We start from the raw sequence: 16,421 nt of genomic DNA on the forward strand, positions 1-16,421 counted from the left end.
ACTGCGCCCGAGCACGGTTCACTTCATGTGCATCCACACCCCCAACATGCCCCCAAACAGGACCGCGAGACAGACCTAACGGAGTCCTACTAGCGAGCTTCACCAACGACGGCGACACCGTCGACTGCGCGCCGAAAGTATTGCCCGTCGCCCAGACGAAACTGGGTACCGCGAACAAGAACCCCCACGTCGCAGCGGCGTATCCAGGCCACTTGCTCAGACGAAGGCGGACTGCCCGGCGCGGGACGGGGCGCACTGTGTCTTCCGAGGACCGCATGATTGGCATGACTCGATCATGATCCGAACGGCGACGACACGCGTCATCCGCACAGAGGATCCGCCCTCCACCACGAGAGCTACCTCTCGGCGCCCGAGCTGCGAGCGGGCCGACGGACCCGGAACTGGCAACCTCAAAGATCAGTTACGGGACAGCCCTTAGGTGAGCTCCATCCCGTTCTCGCCGACGCGACCACGGTGAGCGCACGGATCCTGCTCGTCGGCGAGTTCCTCACCGCGAAGTCAGGCGGCTACCCGCCGCCGAAGCGGTTCATGGACCTGCTGATGCTCAAGCCGCAGCTCCGGCGCCCGCAGCAGACCCAGACGGCGAAGGCTGAACTGCTGCCGTTCGGCTGAGCTCCCCGGAATTGCCGTACAGGAGTCTGCTCGATCGGTTATCGCTTCCGGCCGGCCGACACGGCCCGCAGCTGGAGGGCCTGCTGCTCGACACGACCGGCTGGACGCAGCATGAGATCGGCACCGGCGTCGCCCTCTCCACCGCTTCGCTGACCATCCGTAGGCGATGCCTGTTGGTTACCAGATGACTGACCGGTCTCAACACCAGGCAGCCCTGACGCTGGCTGACGGAGTGTGATTGAGGGCTATGTAGTTGGTGTGGGTGGGTGGGTGTGAGCTGGGGTGTTGGGGGTTCTCTGAGAAGAGTTCGGCTGTGTTTTGGGTGTTGGGGGCGGTGGGGGCGGGGTGTGTGGTCTGTGGTGTTGGGGTTGCTGGTAGCGGTGGGTGTGGTGTGGGTGATGGTTTCTGTCATCTAATGGGCTGGTGTGGGTTTGTGCTGGTCAGGGGTTTGTTGGGTGGGCGGGGCTGTTGGTGGGTTGGCGCTGGTTCAGTACAGGGCGGTGTCGATGTCGCGTGCGGTCCAGCCGTCGGCGTGTGGTCGGCCGTGTCTGAGGAGGTCGTCGAGGAGTTGGAGGTAGCGGCCGTAGCGTCCCGGTGTGGGGGTGAGGGTGAGGCCGAGGGTGGTGAGGGCGTGTTGGACGCGGCGGTCGTAGACGGCCATCCGGGCGGGTGCTGCTGCGGTCAGGACGGCTGAGGCGAGGGCGTCGCCGGTGCGGAAGCCGGGCAGTTCCCCGATGATGCCGCGCCCTTGGCGGGCGGCCTCGCTGCGCGGGACGGTGGTGTCGCGGGCAGCGGTGACGGCCCGCTCGGTGACGGCTCGTACTTGGGTGTCCGGCAGGGAGCGCCGACACCCAACGGGTTTGTGCGGTCAGCCGTTTCCAGACGACCAGGGCTGCGATGTCCGTCTTGCCGAGGCTGCCGGTGTGCTCGGTGCGTTGTGCGACGTCGTGGAAGACCTCGTCGTAGTGCGGTGAGACGCCTGCCAGGTAGTCGGCGCGGGCGGGGATCAGGACGTCCCATGCCCGGCCGCAGAGGGCAGCGGACTCCTCCTGGGCCGGTGTACCTCTCGTCTTCTTCATGTCCGCATCATGCCGTCGCTGATTGGCGGGTGCCTGGGCGTCTGGCTTCTTCGGCGAGGTGGTCGAGCTGGATGGCTTCGAGTGATTTTTTGGTGATGCGTTCGGTGTCGTCGCAGATGGCGGCGATGGCTGCTTGGCGGATGAGGCGGGCGAGGCTTCCGATGCGGCCGGCGGTGCGCTGGTGGAGGTAGGTGGCGTGGCGGGGGAGTGTGCCGGGGGTGTGGTGGTGGAGGTCGAGGGCGGTTTCCATGTCGGTGATGAGGTCGGTGAAGGGGCGGGTGTGGCCGTGGCGGGCGGGGAGGGGGCCGCAGGTGATGAGGCTGGCGCGGCCGGCGAGTTGGGCGCCGCGGACGCCGGTGAACAGGGGGGTGGAGGCGACGTCGATGCCGGTGTAGACGAAGGTCGCTTTGACGCGCTCGGTGAGGTCTTTGAGGAGGTCGGTGGCTTCGGCGCCGGTGGTGGTGCGGGGGTTGAGGCGGTGGATTTCGTCGATGAGGATCAGGCGGACGCCGGCGGCGGTGTAGGTGTGGCAGACGGCTTCGGTGATCTGGTTCTGGGTCATGCGGGTGGTGACGGGGATGCCGAGGTAGTGGGCGAATTGGATGGCGAGGGTTTTGGCGGTGGCGCCGGGCGGGACGAGGAGGTAGGCGACGGGTACCTGCTGGTGGGCGTGTCCGGGCGGGGCGGGGTGTGTGCGGGTGTGGGCGAGGTGGCAGGCGCGTCCGACTTCGAGGAGGGCGGTGGTTTTCCCGGCGGCGGCGGGGCCGGTGACGATCAGTGAGGGGCGGGCGGTGGTCTGCTGGTGGCGGCCGAGCAGCATCAGGGTGCGGACCTGGGTGGCGAGGGTGTTGATGGCGGGGGTGCGCACGGTGACGAACTGGGAGTGGTAGGCGAGGCGTTCTTCCGTGCTGCGGGGCGGGTCGCCGGGCTGGGGCGGGGTGGGGGGTGGGGTGGTGGCGAAGTGCTGCCAGCCCTGCCAGGTGGTGATCGGCCAGTCCGGCTGTGCTGGGTGCGGGCCGGGCGGCGGTGGTGTGGTGGGGGTGGGGGTGTGCTGGCGGGATGCGGGGTGGGTCACCAGTTGAGGGCTTCCTGGGCGGGGTCGTAGAGGCCGAGTCCGGTGTACGGGACGGGGGCGGTGTCGCCGGCTTCGTCGTCGGCCGGGTCATGGTCGTCGGCCTGTTCTTGGTTGTCGGGCGGGGGGTCGAGGTCGTCGAGGGTGTCGTCGTCCCAGCCGTCGGCGAGCCGGCCGGCGCCGTCGGCCTGGTGCGGGGTGGGCGGACGGGTGGCGGCGGGGGGCGAGGGTGTTTTCAGGGGTGCGGTGCGGGTGATCAGGCGTTGTTCGCGGGGGGTGGCGGTGCGGGTGTGGGCGCGGCGCATGAGCTGGTCGAGGGCGTCGGCGAGGTCGGCCTCGTGGGTGTCGCGGTCGTCGCTCACGCGGGTGGTGGTGGTTTTGATGTGCTGCCAGGTGGCGTTGTTGAAGGGAGCGTGGATGTGGTCGCGGTGGATCCAGGGGATTTCGGTGAGGTGTCCGTCGGGGAGGCGGATGAAGACCTGGCGGGCGTCGTGGGGGTTGGTGTGGATCTCCCATTTGCCGCCGCGTGCGCTGACGGGGGAGGGCTGGCCGCGGTAGGGGGTAAGGACGTCGGCGTCGTAGGTGCGGTGGTCGATGCGGATGCCGCGTGCGGTGATGGGCTGCCAGCGCACGGGCAGCAGTTCGAGGTAGTCGCTGCCGCTCAGAGGGAGGGGCACGTGGCCGGCGACGGCGATGAGGGCGGCCCACATCTGGTTCGGGGTGAGGGCTTTTTTGGGCAGGGTGGGGTGGCGCAGGCCTTCGTGGGGGCGGTGGTGGTAGTGGATCAGCCATTCGTCGAGCAGGTCCTGCAGCTGGGGGACGCTGAAGCAGGCCTCGGTTTCGGTGTCCGTTCCGCGGCGGGTGACGTCGGATCCGGTGTAGCCGGGCAGGTGCTGGCACCACAGCGCGTTGAGGGTGCCGAAGGTGCGCTCGACGATGCCTTTGGCGTTGGGGGCGTGGGGCGGGGTGGGCTGGACGCTGATGCCGAGGATCTCGCAGGCCGCGGTGAACGCCGCGGACAAGTAGACCTTGCCCCGGTCGACGACGATCGTCTCGGGCACTACGACCGGCCGTGCGGCCGCGCCCTGGAGGCGTTCGTCCAGGCTCATCAGCCGCTTCAGCTGGGGCAGTGGGGTGTGGGCCAGGTGCAGGGCGTCGGGCCAGGTCGGGCGGGCGGGGTGGGGGACGGCCATCTCCGCGAGCAGCAGGGCGGCGTCGACGGCCTGGGTGCCGGCCGGGCGCAGGACGGCGGCGAGGATGGCGCGGGTGGCGACGTCGACGGCGATGGTCAGCTCGGGCCGTCCGGTGGTGCCGTCGTCGAAGACGGCCATCACGTCCAGCAGGGTGGTGTCGACCTGGACCTGCTCGCCCGGCCGCAGTGCCACGGTTGGGGTGAACGCCCGTCGGCCGGCCGGGGTGTTGGGGCCGGCAGCGGGGCGGTGGGGGTGTTCGGCGGGCCCGGCGAGCTGGTGGATGAGCCGGTAGAAGGTGGCCTGGGAGGGCATCGGCACCGTGCCGGGGCCGTGCCGGTCGGCGAGGATCTGCGCGACCAGGGGCATCAGGCCTTTGACGGTGCCCTTGGAGCGGCCGCGCTGGCGGCGCAGGGCTTCCTCGATCGCGGCGATGACCCGGTCGTCGGTGCGCCCCGCGGGGCTCGGGCGGCGGGTGGTGCGGTGGTCGAGCAGCCCCCACAGGCCCTGTTTGCGGTAGGCCAGGCGCATGCGCTGCACGGTGGTGCGTGAGACGGTCCCGAAGCCGCTCGCGGTCAGCTCGGCGGCTTTGGCCTGCTCGCGCTGGGCGAGCGTGAACCGGTCGGGGTCGTACTCGGCCCGGGGCACCGAGCTGGCGCTGGGCTCGCCGGGGAGGCCGGATTCCACCTCGCGGATGTGGCGCTGCCACGCCAGCGCCCTGCGGCGCGCGTCCTCGGGCGCGGTCTCGAACAAACCCCACTGCGTCACCGCCTGCGGCCTCTCGGTGCCGACGATGCAGAAGGACGCATCGGCGAACAGGTGCCCGGCCAGCACACTCTCGTCTGCGCTCTCACCCGCCAGGTGGATGAGCTGCCCGGCCACAGCGACGACCTGCCAGGTGGACTCCCGGAAGCGGACGTGCGCGCCGATCTCGAGCACCGGCCTGCCGGTGTGCCGCCCGCTCACCGGCCGCCCCCGCGGCGGCGGCCGGCTGCGCGCGCCGCGCCGCCGGCGCCGTCCGCTGCGGGGCGGTCACCGGCCGGCGCGCTGCTGGAGGCGGACCTGCCGGTGCCGGTGGAAGTGCTGGTGCCGGTGTTGCTGTCGGGCCGAGGTTGTTGACCGCCGGGGCCGGGGCCGGGGCCGAGGCTGAGGAGGGCCCGCTCGTGCAGCGGCACGTCCAGGGGTGTGGTCAACTGCCCGTGCCACAGGGCGTGGAAGACGGCGGGGAGGACTTCGATCGGGTCGCCGACTGCTTCGGCGCCCTCGATCAGCGGCCGTGGCCGCGTGAAGGCTTCGAGGACAGCGGGCATGAGGCCCAGGCGGCCGGCGTTGCGGGGGTGGCGGTAGCCGGCCAGCCATTTCAGGTTGGCGGCCAGGATGTCCTCCAGCGGCTCAAAGCGCCGGTAGGTCCAGCCGGCCTGAGCGCACGCCGCCTGAAGAACCGTGGCGGCCTCCAAGGCCCGCTGTCCGCCGGTCTCCGGGCGGCTGGGGCAGTCGGCCAGCAGGGCGGTGTCGTCGCGGTAGCGGGCGAAGAGCTGCGGCGTCCACGAGCGCACCTGGCCGCGCCTGTCCCGCCACAGCACACGCACCGGCCGCCCGGCCAGGCCCACCACCTTGGGGTCGCGGTCCAGCACCATCAGCTGCGCCCGCATCGCGGCCGACCCGCAGGACACGTGCCGGCCGGTCGTGGCCGACCACCACAGGCCCGGCCCCCACCGCCGCCCGGGCACCACCGGGAACGCCGAGACCGGCTCCAGCTCCTCGAAGGCGACGGCGAGGACGGCGTCCGCCCACCGCTGCTGCACCACCTGCCCGAGAGGGTCGAGGAAGACCGCCTCCCACCCGGACCCGGTATCCGCCTGCGCGTACTGTGCGCGGCCGCCCGCTTTGGCCGCAGCGTCCTTGCTGCCCACCCGGCCCAGTCAAGCCCGTCCTGCCCGCGGCGCGGGCGGCTTCACGCATATTGACCACACGGCACCGGACAAGGAGCTGCCGCTGCGCAAAGGATCGCGCACACCCGTCGTCTCCTGATCACACCCACCACTGCGCTGCCGGCCGCTCGTCGTGATCGGCCACGAGCGCATCCGCCAGGACGTCGGCCGGCAGGCGGGCCCAGTGCGCCAGATCCTCCAGTGCCATCCCGGCGGTGAGGGCCGCCGTTGCGGTCTCCCGTACGGCCTGGTTGATCAGCGTGGCGGCGTGGCTGAGGGTGCGCAGCAACTGCTGCGCGGCGTCGGCGGTCTTGCCGTACTGAGCGCCGCGCAGCTGGATCAGCTGTTCCTGGGCGCTCTCGATCGCCCGGGTGATCTGGGCGCGCTGTTCGGGCGGTACCGCTGCCCGCCACGTCCTTCCCGCGCCGGGCGTCTTCTTCTCCTTGCCCAGCACCCGCAGCTGTCCGGCCATGGTCGCGGCCTGGTGTTCCTGGCGCAGCCACCACAGGTCGGACTCGTATCCGGGCGGTCCGCCTTCGCCGCGGCGCCGGCGGATGACGGCGCCCATCCAGGACGTCAGTGGGCTGCCGTAGTCGGTCGCGGCCAGCGGTCCCAGCCAGGCGCGTCCGACCCGTTCGCCGAGGCGGTGGCAGAACATCCCGTCGGTAGGCAGCGGCCGCGGCCGCAGGGCCCCGCTGTCCATCCAGACCAGCTCGGCCATGGCCGGGTCCAGCAGCGCACCGGCGACGGCCACGATCTCGGGGAAGACGGCCGCGTCCCGTCCCACGATCCGCCACCACCCCGGATCTTCACCGGCGTTGCCGCCCGCCAGGCGGTGCAGGCGGCGTGGCCAGATCCTCTCCTGCTCCCAGTCAATGGCCTGTTCCCACCAGCGGGCGACCACCGCGTGCGCCAGCGCGAACACCCGCTCCGGCTCAGTCCCGGCCCGCACCGCCCGCCGCGCCACTGTGGCCCACTGTCGCTGCGCCGCGATGACTTCCGGCACGCTGCGCAGATCGAGATGCTCGGGACCTTGGTCGGCGTCCGCGTCCAGCAGCCACCGCCCGTGCCGGGCACACACCCGCTGCCAGCGCGCCGTATACCGCACCACCCGGTCCGCCGCCCCGGTCCGCCGGACGGTGCACAGGCGGCAGCCGAACGCCACCGGCCCGGCGAGCGCGCCGCCGATCCGCCACGCCGCCGCCGGCTCCGCGTCCGGTGCGGCCGGCAGCTTGGCGTCCTGCTGCCCCCAGGTCGGCAACGCCCGTGCCAGCACGTCCTGTCCGACCCCGCACAGCCGGGTCAGCATCTGCTGCCCGGCCGTGTTCAGCAGCACCTCGGCATCGGCCCGCAGATTCCCGCTCTCGTGCCGGGGCGGGTAGTTGCGCCACTGCCAGCAGGACCGCAGAGCCTTTTCCTGAAGGCCATACCGGTGTGCGAGGCGGCTGACCAGCGAGGACGTAGTCTCTCCCGGTAACGGTGCGGTGCGCAGGACTCCCGCGGGATGCGGCGCGTCATCGGGGGACAAACTGATCACTTCGGCCTCGGTCGTGTGTGACGTGGCGGAGCATCCCCGGTCACCGGCCTTCTGCGGGCTCGGGGACCGGGGATGAGTGGGGCCTGTTCAAGCGGCGTTGGGTGCGGTGGAGGCGGCCTCCTCGCACAAGCGGAAAGCGCTGAACCAGTCATCCGGTGCTGTTGTGCTCCGGTCCGGGACCGGGAGTTGTCCGGCTGGCGGATGGTGCGGGTCCGGGCTGCCTGCCGGGGTGATGCTGCGCGCGGGAGTGGTACCGGTCACCGGCGGGAGCGGCGCAGGGTATGCCCGGCCGGGCTGCCTGCGCGCGGTGGCGGGGTTGGGGCCGCCCGGGGGTTTGCGCGGTGCTGTCACCGCGCCGCCGGCCTGCGGACCGCGCTTGGGGCCGGAGGCGTTCTTCACCTCGACAATCAGGTACTTGCCGTCGTGCTGCACCAGGTAGTCCGGTTGCCAGGGGCGGGCCTGGTCCGCGGTGAGCCCGTTGCGGCCGGCCTCTGTGATCATGTAGCTGGTGAGCAGATCATCCAGTGCCAGCGGCTGGAGGGCCTCGCCCTGCATGGCGGACCAGAAGGCCGCCAGGTCCGTTACCCGCTGACGCCGCTGGCGCAGCGCCACCCGGCGCTCGGCGTCCGACCCGGGAACGTCGACGGCAGGCATGGCCCCGGTAAGGCCGGCGGACTGGCTGCTGATCTTGGCGAAGGCCGCTAGCCACGGCGTATGCCGCTCGGGCGGGACGCCACAGCCGGCCAGGAAGGCCTGCAGCTGTTGCTGGTCGGCGGGGATGGTGTCGCGGTTGACGATGCGGGCCGCGCTGCTGACCGGCAGGGCGAGCGGGTTGCCCGAGCGATCGCGGATGTCGCGCAGGCTCGGCGCCCCCGCCTGCTCGAACACCACCTCCAGTGCCCGGCTCAAGTCGCCCTCGTCGCCGATGAGTTCAGGCCGAGGTGCATGCAGCTGTGCGAGCCGGCCGCGTTCTTCGATGCGCGCCCGGCGCCACAGCTCGTCCGCGGCTCCCACCGCGTCCTGGTCGCCGCCGCAGCCTGCGATGTAGGCCTCGACTGTGGCACGTTTGGGAACTGTGGTGCCGCAGGCCGCCCGCTTCAGGGTGGCCGGTGACAGGCCCGTTCGGCCGGCCAGCGTCTCGTAGTTCATCTGGGCCGACTCCCGCCAGCGGCGCAGGTGTTCGGCCAGCCGGCCGCGCGCGGGCCGGCTGTGGTCGACCGGTTTTTCTCTGCGTCCCATTGCCGGGCCCGCCTACTTCCCGGCCACCGCACCCAGCACCGCGGCGGCCAGCGGGGCCAGGCGGCGCCGGCCGCCGGCAACGGCGACCACTGCCGCGGCGCCCAGGGCGCCGCAGCCGCTCAGCAGCACGAAGATGTCCTTGACCGGCATCCCGGCCAGGTGCAGGGCAGCGCCCAGGACGGGGAACGAGACGGCCGTGAAGGCCTGTGGCGCGCCGAACCGGGGCGCCGTGTCCGGATGGTCGTCCCTGGCCGGTGGCACAGGGCTGCTGTCGATCGACATGCGCGGGTCCTTTCGAAGGCCCCGGCATCAACGCACGGCAAATGCGGGGCAGTTGAACGGCTACTGGCTGCAAAGCCCGTGTGCGCGAGGGTGATTGGCGTCACCGACCGCGCCGGGCATGCCGCCATCATTCCAGTCCCGCGCCGGTCTCCGCAGAGACAGCACCGCCCGTAATGTCCCATAGATTTGATATGTCGGTCTTTTGGTTCAGCGGTGTCCAAGAGAGCGGTTCTCACCCCTTCGCCGCATCCCGCCACCCACATGCTCCCTGACCAGCACGGCCGCGCCGGCACCACATGAACCGGCCGTCTGCCCTGCCGCTCTGGCTCACCGGTGTCCATACTCGGCTTGCCCAGGCCGCCATCTGTAAGTGATGGTGGCCAGCAGAACACGACGAGGCCGGTCCTTCCGGCCCGCGTACGTCCTTGAACCGCTACTGGCTGCAACCGATGCTGACAAGGACACCCGGCAGCCTCACGTTGGCGCGTGACCTGCCCGCACCAAGCCGGCACCCGCCCCGCGGGCGCCGGCTTCGTCGTTTCCCCGGCCGAGGATCAAAGCAGGTGCCGGCCGACGCGTGCACCCCAGGTGAACGGCGCCCGCCCGTACGTCAGCGGGGCGGCCAGACGCGCCGTCATCCGCTGCTCGCCGCCTGGTCGAGATGGGTGGCCAGGCGGTGTTGCCAGTGCTGGTCGGCTTCGGGCAGCGGGGTGTGGCTGATGCGGGCCAGGGTGCCGTCGCTCAGCCATTGGTGGTAGCGGTGGAGGCAGGTCTGGAAGGGGCCCAGGGCGTGGGGGAGTTGGGTCCAGGGCTGGTGGGTGGAGGTGATGTGGAGGATGGCCTCCAGGAGCTGGCGTTCGTTGCGGCGGCGTCCGCCGTGGTGGGGGAGCGGGGGCAGCAGCGGGGACAAGATCTGCCAGGCGTGGTCGGTGATCCTCGGCCGCCAGCCGGGCGTGTGGCCGGCCAGTGTGGTGAGTTCGTCGAGGAGGTCCTGCTGTGCGGGCTGGAGCAGCGGTCGGCGAGCGGCCTGCTGGGTGAGCCAGGCGGTGGCGTGGTCGGCGCCCGGGGCGCCCGGCCACCACTCAAGGCCCTGGGGGAGTCCGGTCAGGTGATGGTGGCAGGCCCACCATATGCGCTGCCAGGCCAGGGGCCAGGGCGGGTCCCACCAGATGTCGAGGGCGTTCAGCTGTGCTCCCAGCCGGGTGGGCCGTCCCGCCTGGCGTTGGCGGGTTCGGGCGCGGGCCAGCCAGGTGCCCAGGGGGAAGCCGTCGAAGGCGGTGGGCCGGGAGAGGGCGAGATGGCCGTGGCGGCCGGCGTGAGCGCGGGCTGCGGTCACACCGTCGGCGAGCGGCCGACGACGGTGCGGCCAGGTGTGGAAGCGGGCCACCTCGCGTTCGGTGAGACCGAGGTGGCCGAGCAGGCGCCGCTGGTCGTCGTGCAGCTGGGGGTAGTGGGTGATCTGGTGGCGCAGCCACCGCTCGAGCCAGCGCGGCAGCCCCTCCAGATTGTCCCCGCCCCCCACCATTCCGTGGGCTTGGACGTGGGCGCGGGCCCGATACCAGGCGCGCTGCCAGTCCAGCGGCCAGGGCGGGTTCCACCACGCATCCAGCTCGCGAAGCTGCGCCGCCTGCTCACCCGTCAACGACGCCGCCTCGGCACGCCGGTTGGCCAACCACCGCCCCAGATCGAATCCGTCCCCCGCCCGGGTGTCGGTGTGCGGGACGGCCAGATGACCGAAGTGCTCAACATGACGGCGGGCCTGCTCCAGCCCCTGGGCGAACAGCTGCGCGCGCCAGTGCTGAAGGCCCCGTCCCGGACCCACCCGCCGCGGCACCGTCAGCCCCGCTCGCCAGACGCCCGCGCTCGCCTTTCCGTCCCGCCTGTCCGTGCCCGCGTACCCGCCGCGCGGGCCGGGTGGCTGCTGCAGTCCCGTGCTCACCTCTGCGGGCCGGTGCGCGGCGGGCACCCACCACATTCCGTGCCGGTCCTGCCGGGAACGTGATCCGGCCGTACCGCGCCGTCGGCGGACCACGGCCTGCGCCCAGGACGCCAACACGCCAGAAGCAGCCTGCACTTCCGCCTCACCGAGCCAGTCCCGTCCCAGCCGCTCACCCAAGGCGGCAACAACCCGGCCGCAGTCGCCGCCGCGCACCAGGCCGCTCGCGCCGTCCACGGCGGCCAGGTCCTGCAGGCGGGGATCCAGCAGCGCCTGCGCCACCAGGGCGAGTTCCGGGAACACCACCACATCCTGCACCAGCAGACGCCACTGCTCCGCTTCCCAGCCCTGCGGGTGGCCGGCCTGCCGGGCGGTCGCCGCCACGACCTGCTCCAGGCGCGGCCCCCATGCCTGCTCCCGCGCCCAAAATTCCTCCTGTTGCCACCATCCGCACACCACCGCCCGCGCCAGCGCGAACACCTCCCGCCGCTGGACGCCGGCCGCGTGCGCAGCCGCTTCCACCCGGCTCCACCGCCGCTGCGCCCGGCCCAACTCGGCGGCCATAGCGGTCACTTCGGTGAACTCCAGCGGATGCCCCTCACCCACGGCGAGTAGCCACCGGCCGTGGGGCGCGCACCAGCGTCGCCACGCCGGCCGGTAGGCCCACACCGGCCGGCCGCCGGTCCCGCGCCGGGCCGCACACGCCCGGCAGCCGAACGCCACCGGCCCCCACTCCAGCGGCCCCACCCGCCACCTCGCCCGTCCCATCCCACCACCGTCATGCCCGTCCAGCGCTTGAGGTCCGGCCTGCCACGACGGCAGCGCCCGGGCCAGATGCGCTACCGGCACCCGGCACCACCCGGCCAGCTGCTCCTGCGCGATGGCGTCGAGCAGCACCTCGCCATCGGGACGTTCACCGTTTCTGCGCCGCACCGGGCTGGGCCAGCGCCACCCACCCGCCAAGTCGGTCACTTGCAGCCGGTAGGCGGCCGCCACCCGGTGCAGAAACGACCACGTCGTCTCACTCGCCGCGGGCACCACCCGGACGACCCCCTCCACCCCAACCGCCTCCAGCCCGCGACTCCGTACACGTCGAAGCGCCCGCTAGCACGCCGTGCGTCCCTGGCCGGCCTCGCCGCCGATGCACGGGCAACGAGCACGGGTGCGGCCCGGTAGCGGAAGCCCTCGCCTGTATCCCCGTCGGCACCGCGGCCGCCACCACTCGGCCGGGGCGGGGCTGGGTCTGCCGGCGGCTCAGCCCGACCCGGACACGACTGCGCAGTGACCGCATTTCAGGTCGTCGGGGTGAATGTGCGCACGGTGTGGCGCTGGCTGGAGGCGGCGCGCACGCAGGGCCGCATGGAGCGCAGGCCGCGGGCCCGGCTGGAGCTGTCTGACCAAGGCGTGGGAGGTGCTGGCGCAGGCGGGAGGGAACGTAGCGGCGCTGCACCGGCATCTGCTGGCGTCGTTGCACCGGGTGGTGCGCAGGGACCTTCAGGCCAGCAGGGTCCTGCCGGATCGCGTGGTGGTGCGGCGGGCGCGGGAGGAGCAGCAGACGAGGAAGGCGCTGGCTGACCTTGCTCTGGCCGGCCCGTGGGAGGGCGGCGCGGTGAAGACGTCTGCGCGCCGGCCGCCGCACCCTGTGCCGGAGGCGGTCGCGGCCGCGTCGGTGGGGGAGAGCGGTGCGGTGGCGGGTGTGGTGTTGCCGGCGGGTGCGCAGCTGGTGCGGACGTCGTCGGTGCGGGCGGTGGCTGAGGCGGTCGGGCAGGCGATGGCGACCCAGGGCGCGGTGTGTGTGTTCGGTGACCCGGGCCGGGGCAAGACCGTCGCCGTGCGGATGGCGCTTCATTGCCTCCGGGCTGGAAGGTGACGTGGGTGCCGGTGCCGGAGGCGGGCGATGAGGTGGGCGGTGTTCGACGCTCTGGCGCTGCCGGGCCGCTTTCCGCACACGTCTGCGCTGGCCGAGGCCGCGGTCGCGGGGGCTCTGGGCGAGGCGCGCGCGACCGCCTCGGGCAACGACGGCAGATCAGCCAGCCGGAACAACCCGCGCACTGATGCGAACCATGTACGCGATATGTACGCCATGCGCCCGCTTCGCGGGCGCTGCGGGCACTGCGTACGTCTGGGATACGTCCACCGCGGTCTGGGTTACGTCCAGCGCATGCCGATGGTGGAGAGCTGTTCCACGCGCTCGGGCGACAGTGTGGCGGCTCGGCTGCGCTGGTTGCTGATCCATGCCCCGAGTCGGAGTTCCCGTTCCTCCTGGTCCTCGCCAACGGTGATCGTTTCGACGTGTTTCCTGGGCACGCGGAGGTGTCCCTCACGCTCGTAGTACTGGGTGGCTGCGGCGAGGTTGAGGGCCCATTTGTCGGCTTGGCTACGGCGTGGCTTCGGCCTCTCTTCCTCGGTCGCGGGGGTGATCCCGAGGATCTGCTCACACAGCCACTGCTGCACGGTGGTGAGGTTGTCCCAGCCGAGGCGGACGGAGCGCACCCACCGGCCAAGGTCTTCGCCCTGGTGCACGACGGTGCCCGGCTCGGTCGGCAGCTCGCCGCCGGACTCCAGGTGCATGCGGACCAGGTGGAAGCACCGCTGCCACTCCACTGGCCAGGCGGGGCACCAGGCCGGGTCGATGTCCTCCAGTTGCTCGCGCCGTTCCTCCGGCAGTGCGCTGGCCGCGGATTGAACGGGCAGTCCTTCGGCTCGCCGCTGCTCGTTCATGGCCGCTCGCCGGGCGGCCGCCCGCGCGTTCTTCAGAAACAGCCCTACGCGGTAACCCTTGTAGGTGGCGTCCGTCGGGGCTAGGAGGTGGCCCGCTTCGGCGGCCCATCCGCGAGCGGCGGCGAGGCCTTCTTCCCAGGCGACGTCGTAGTGTGACCAGACCATGCCGAGCTTCTCCAGCTGCGCGATGCGGTCGGTGTCCATGTCGCCGCGGGCGTAGAGCCTTCTGGCGTCGGCGATCCATTGCCCTAGTGGGAACCCGGCGAGCGTGGCCGGCCACCCCTCGGCCTCCACCGCCTTGTCGTCGCGGCCGGGCACGCGGTACGTGAACGGCACCTTCAGGTCCCCGTGGAGCCGTTGGTAGAGGGTGGCGGCTTCGATGCCGCGCCGCCAGTGGGCGTGTTCGGGGTTGAGGACGCGGAGGTTGACGAAGGCGGCCAGTTGGGCGGGGTCGCGTGGGGTGGAGAACTTCAGCAGGTCCCGGGCCGGCATCGACAGCCGGGCCTGCTCGTCGGCGTCCGGGCCCTCTCCGGCCTCGTCGCTGCCCTCTGCGGAGCGGGTCTGTACGCCTCTGACACGGCTGCGTGCCTGTGGCTCGGCGAGTGCCTCCACGACGCGGGCGTCGTGCGCGCGGAGCGCTTCCAAGAGCCTTGCCAACCCGGCGAACGCCCGTGAGGTGAGCATGCTGTCCACCGTCTCGCCGGGCCCGAGCAGGACCGGCACCACGAGTGAGGCGATCTTGCCCTCGCCCGGCCGCACTCGCAGGGCGCGGCCGACGGCTTGGACGAGGTCGGGCATGGAGCCGCGGACGTCCGCGAAGTACACAGAGTCACAGCGGGATGTATCGATGCCTTCGCCGAGCACCCGGACGGACCCGAGGAACGTCTTCTCCACGACGGTGCCGTCAGCGGCGACTCCCTGGGAGAACTCGTGCAGGACTCGGCGTCGGTGGTGGGGCTTGTGCTCGCCGCACAGCCAGTCCGCCCACACGTCGCGCGGGTACAGCTCGGGGTCGGCGGCGTGCAGCCGGCCGGCCACGCGGGGGAGACCGGCCGCGAACGCTTCGGCCTCCTTCACCTGGTGGTGAAAGACCAGCGTCCGCCCAAAGCCCTCCTCGGCCGAGGCCTTCACCAACGCCGTCTGCAGAGCAGCGAGCCGCGCCCCCCGCACCTCGTCCGAGCGGCCCTCCACACCCAGCAGCTGCGCCGCCTGGAGCTGGCTGTCGGTGATGTCCAGGCACACCACCTGGTACGGCGCGCAGATCCCGCGGTCGATCGCCTCGGACAACGTCAGCGTGTAACACCGGCTGCCGAAGGGCGAGTCGGGGGAGTCCTCCATACTCGCGACCAGCTCACCCGGTGCGCCCGGTGCAGCCTCAGTGTCCTCGTCGAGTTGCCACAGCCTCGGGGTGGCGGTCATGTACAGCCGGCGCAGCGCGGGGATGCGGGTGTTGTCGTGGACGACCGCCCACGGCCGGCCGATCCTGCCCGAAACCCTGTGCGCCTCGTCCACGACGATCAGCGACCACCCCGGAAGACCCGCGGCGTGGGCCCGTTCCAGGGTGCCCAGTCCGAGGGAGGCGTACGTGGCGAACACGGTGACGCGGTCGAACGGCCGGACCCAGGCGACCAGCTCGTCCACGTCCGTGGTGTTCGGGAAGGACGCCTCCTCCCCGCGCAGGGAGGAGACACCGATCATCGGCCCGGTGCGCCCTGCCTCGCGCCAGGCGGCTTCGGTCTGGGCGAGGAGGTCCAGGGAGGGCACGAGGACCAGGACACGGCCCGCACGGAGCTCCTCAGCGCTCCGGGTGGCCACCAGGGTCTTGCCCGATCCGGTAGCCATGATCACCTGGGTCCGCAGGCCCCGCTCGGGCACAGACGATCTTGCAGGCAATTCAAGCGCCCGGAGTACTGCATCCACGGCTTCCCGCTGATGCGGACGGAGTTCCTTCGCAGCCACTACGGTCCAATCCTCCTGCAAGCCGGACGACAGTCCTCACCCCGCAACACGGGCAACTAGCCTTGGCTGCCAAGGGACTTGGTCAGCAGCCCATCCGTACAGCACAGGTCCACATCCTCGACCTGGAGCCAAAATGACCGCCCTCCAGCAGGCCACACACTCACAGAGGCACGGCCACTCAATTCCAGACTCTATCCTAACCACAAAATGAAGCAGACGAGCCGAAGAATCAACACCCAAGCTACGGGTACTCCGCCTCCATTGCCGCCCACCCGACCAGGAGAGCCATGACCCACAACACCGACAACACTCGAGGCAACCGGTTCTGCAAGGCCTGCGGCACGCCCGCCGAAGACGGGAAGCTGTGCAACCACTGCGGTGCGGTCCTCGACCTCCCCGACCAGGCCGGACTGATCGAGGATCAGGGAGCCGCGATCCGGCGCGACTTCGAAGGCCGCACTGAACAGCAGCACAAGTGATCCCAGCAGGCCGCGCGGCAGCTCGGCCGGCCCGCGCACCGCACTCCCACCTGATGTGCGACCAAGGGGGGAGGCTGACAGCGTGGCACCCGGCTCCACGGCAGGAGCCCACCCCTTACTGCTGCACGCGGTTCGCAGCGCAGCGGAGAACCGCCCCAAACCCCGTGCGGAGCACGGGGCCGGCCACGTAGTGGCCCGCTCCTGGAGCGCAGCGCAAGGAGCGCCAACTCCGCTGCGAAGCAGCGGAGTTGGCGGGGAGCGCAGCGAGCCGCTCTCGCTTCCGCGGAGCGGAAGCGCAACACCCGCGCGCAGCGCGGGTGTTCGCTTGCATCGCGCGCAGCGCGATGGGACCCGCTCCGCGGG

At 71.7% G+C, this 16,421-nt stretch carries 12 protein-coding genes; 3 read left to right on the forward strand and 9 right to left on the reverse strand.

Going from position 1 to position 16,421, the window contains the following annotated elements; translation table 11 throughout:
• Positions 1 to 474: 474 nt before the first annotated feature.
• Positions 475 to 633 (forward strand): hypothetical protein, encoded by a 159-nt coding sequence (locus tag ACFZDC_RS41295; RefSeq protein WP_391332171.1) that lies wholly within the window; start codon positions 475 to 477, stop codon positions 631 to 633.
• 487 nt (positions 634 to 1,120) lie between these two features.
• Here ACFZDC_RS41295 and ACFZDC_RS41300 read toward each other — a convergent pair whose 3' ends face one another.
• The 8 genes from ACFZDC_RS41300 to ACFZDC_RS41335 form a co-directional block, all read right to left on the reverse strand.
• On the reverse strand, positions 1,121 to 1,294 hold the full coding sequence (locus ACFZDC_RS41300) for a hypothetical protein (RefSeq protein ID WP_391332173.1): 174 nt from the start codon (positions 1,292 to 1,294) through the stop codon (positions 1,121 to 1,123).
• 425 nt (positions 1,295 to 1,719) lie between these two features.
• Positions 1,720 to 2,700 (reverse strand): TniB family NTP-binding protein, encoded by a 981-nt coding sequence (locus ACFZDC_RS41305; protein ID WP_391332191.1) that lies wholly within the window; start codon positions 2,698 to 2,700, stop codon positions 1,720 to 1,722.
• Between the two features lie 83 nt (positions 2,701 to 2,783).
• Entirely contained in the window at positions 2,784 to 4,940 is a 2,157-nt protein-coding gene (locus ACFZDC_RS41310; RefSeq protein ID WP_391332175.1) for a transposase, read from the reverse strand.
• Positions 4,937 to 5,887: a TnsA-like heteromeric transposase endonuclease subunit gene (locus ACFZDC_RS41315; protein WP_391332177.1), complete on the reverse strand. Its 951-nt coding sequence runs from the start codon at positions 5,885 to 5,887 to the stop codon at positions 4,937 to 4,939. The genes ACFZDC_RS41310 and ACFZDC_RS41315 overlap by 4 nt, the downstream gene beginning before the upstream one ends.
• 118 nt (positions 5,888 to 6,005) lie before the next feature.
• Positions 6,006 to 7,241 carry a DNA-binding protein gene (locus ACFZDC_RS41320; RefSeq protein WP_391332179.1) on the reverse strand — a complete coding sequence of 412 codons (1,236 nt, stop codon included), beginning with the start codon at positions 7,239 to 7,241 and terminating at the stop codon, positions 6,006 to 6,008.
• 288 nt (positions 7,242 to 7,529) lie between these two features.
• Positions 7,530 to 8,681, reverse strand: a complete 1,152-nt coding sequence (locus ACFZDC_RS41325; protein WP_391332181.1) for a helix-turn-helix domain-containing protein — start codon at positions 8,679 to 8,681, stop codon at positions 7,530 to 7,532.
• Between the two features lie 12 nt (positions 8,682 to 8,693).
• Positions 8,694 to 8,963 (reverse strand): hypothetical protein, encoded by a 270-nt coding sequence (locus ACFZDC_RS41330; RefSeq protein ID WP_391332182.1) that lies wholly within the window; start codon positions 8,961 to 8,963, stop codon positions 8,694 to 8,696.
• A gap of 634 nt (positions 8,964 to 9,597) precedes the next feature.
• A complete protein-coding gene (locus ACFZDC_RS41335) occupies positions 9,598 to 11,958 on the reverse strand; it encodes a transposase (protein WP_391332184.1) in 2,361 nt (786 codons plus the stop codon).
• Between the two features lie 352 nt (positions 11,959 to 12,310).
• Between ACFZDC_RS41335 and ACFZDC_RS41340 the strand changes: the two genes are divergently transcribed.
• The gene (locus tag ACFZDC_RS41340; protein ID WP_391332186.1) at positions 12,311 to 12,769 is read left to right on the forward strand and encodes a hypothetical protein; all 459 of its coding nucleotides are present in this window, start codon (positions 12,311 to 12,313) and stop codon (positions 12,767 to 12,769) included.
• A gap of 278 nt (positions 12,770 to 13,047) precedes the next feature.
• Here the strand turns inward: ACFZDC_RS41340 and ACFZDC_RS41345 are convergent, their stop codons facing one another.
• Positions 13,048 to 15,579 (reverse strand): Helicase associated domain protein, encoded by a 2,532-nt coding sequence (locus ACFZDC_RS41345; protein WP_391332188.1) that lies wholly within the window; start codon positions 15,577 to 15,579, stop codon positions 13,048 to 13,050.
• Between the two features lie 287 nt (positions 15,580 to 15,866).
• On the opposite strand from ACFZDC_RS41345, the gene ACFZDC_RS41350 reads away from it, so the two are divergent.
• Positions 15,867 to 16,058 (forward strand): zinc ribbon domain-containing protein, encoded by a 192-nt coding sequence (locus tag ACFZDC_RS41350; protein WP_333778993.1) that lies wholly within the window; start codon positions 15,867 to 15,869, stop codon positions 16,056 to 16,058.
• Positions 16,059 to 16,421: the final 363 nt, after the last annotated feature.

The organism is Streptomyces sp. NPDC007905, from assembly GCF_042959345.1.
Classification (GTDB): Bacteria; Actinomycetota; Actinomycetes; order Streptomycetales; family Streptomycetaceae; genus Streptomyces.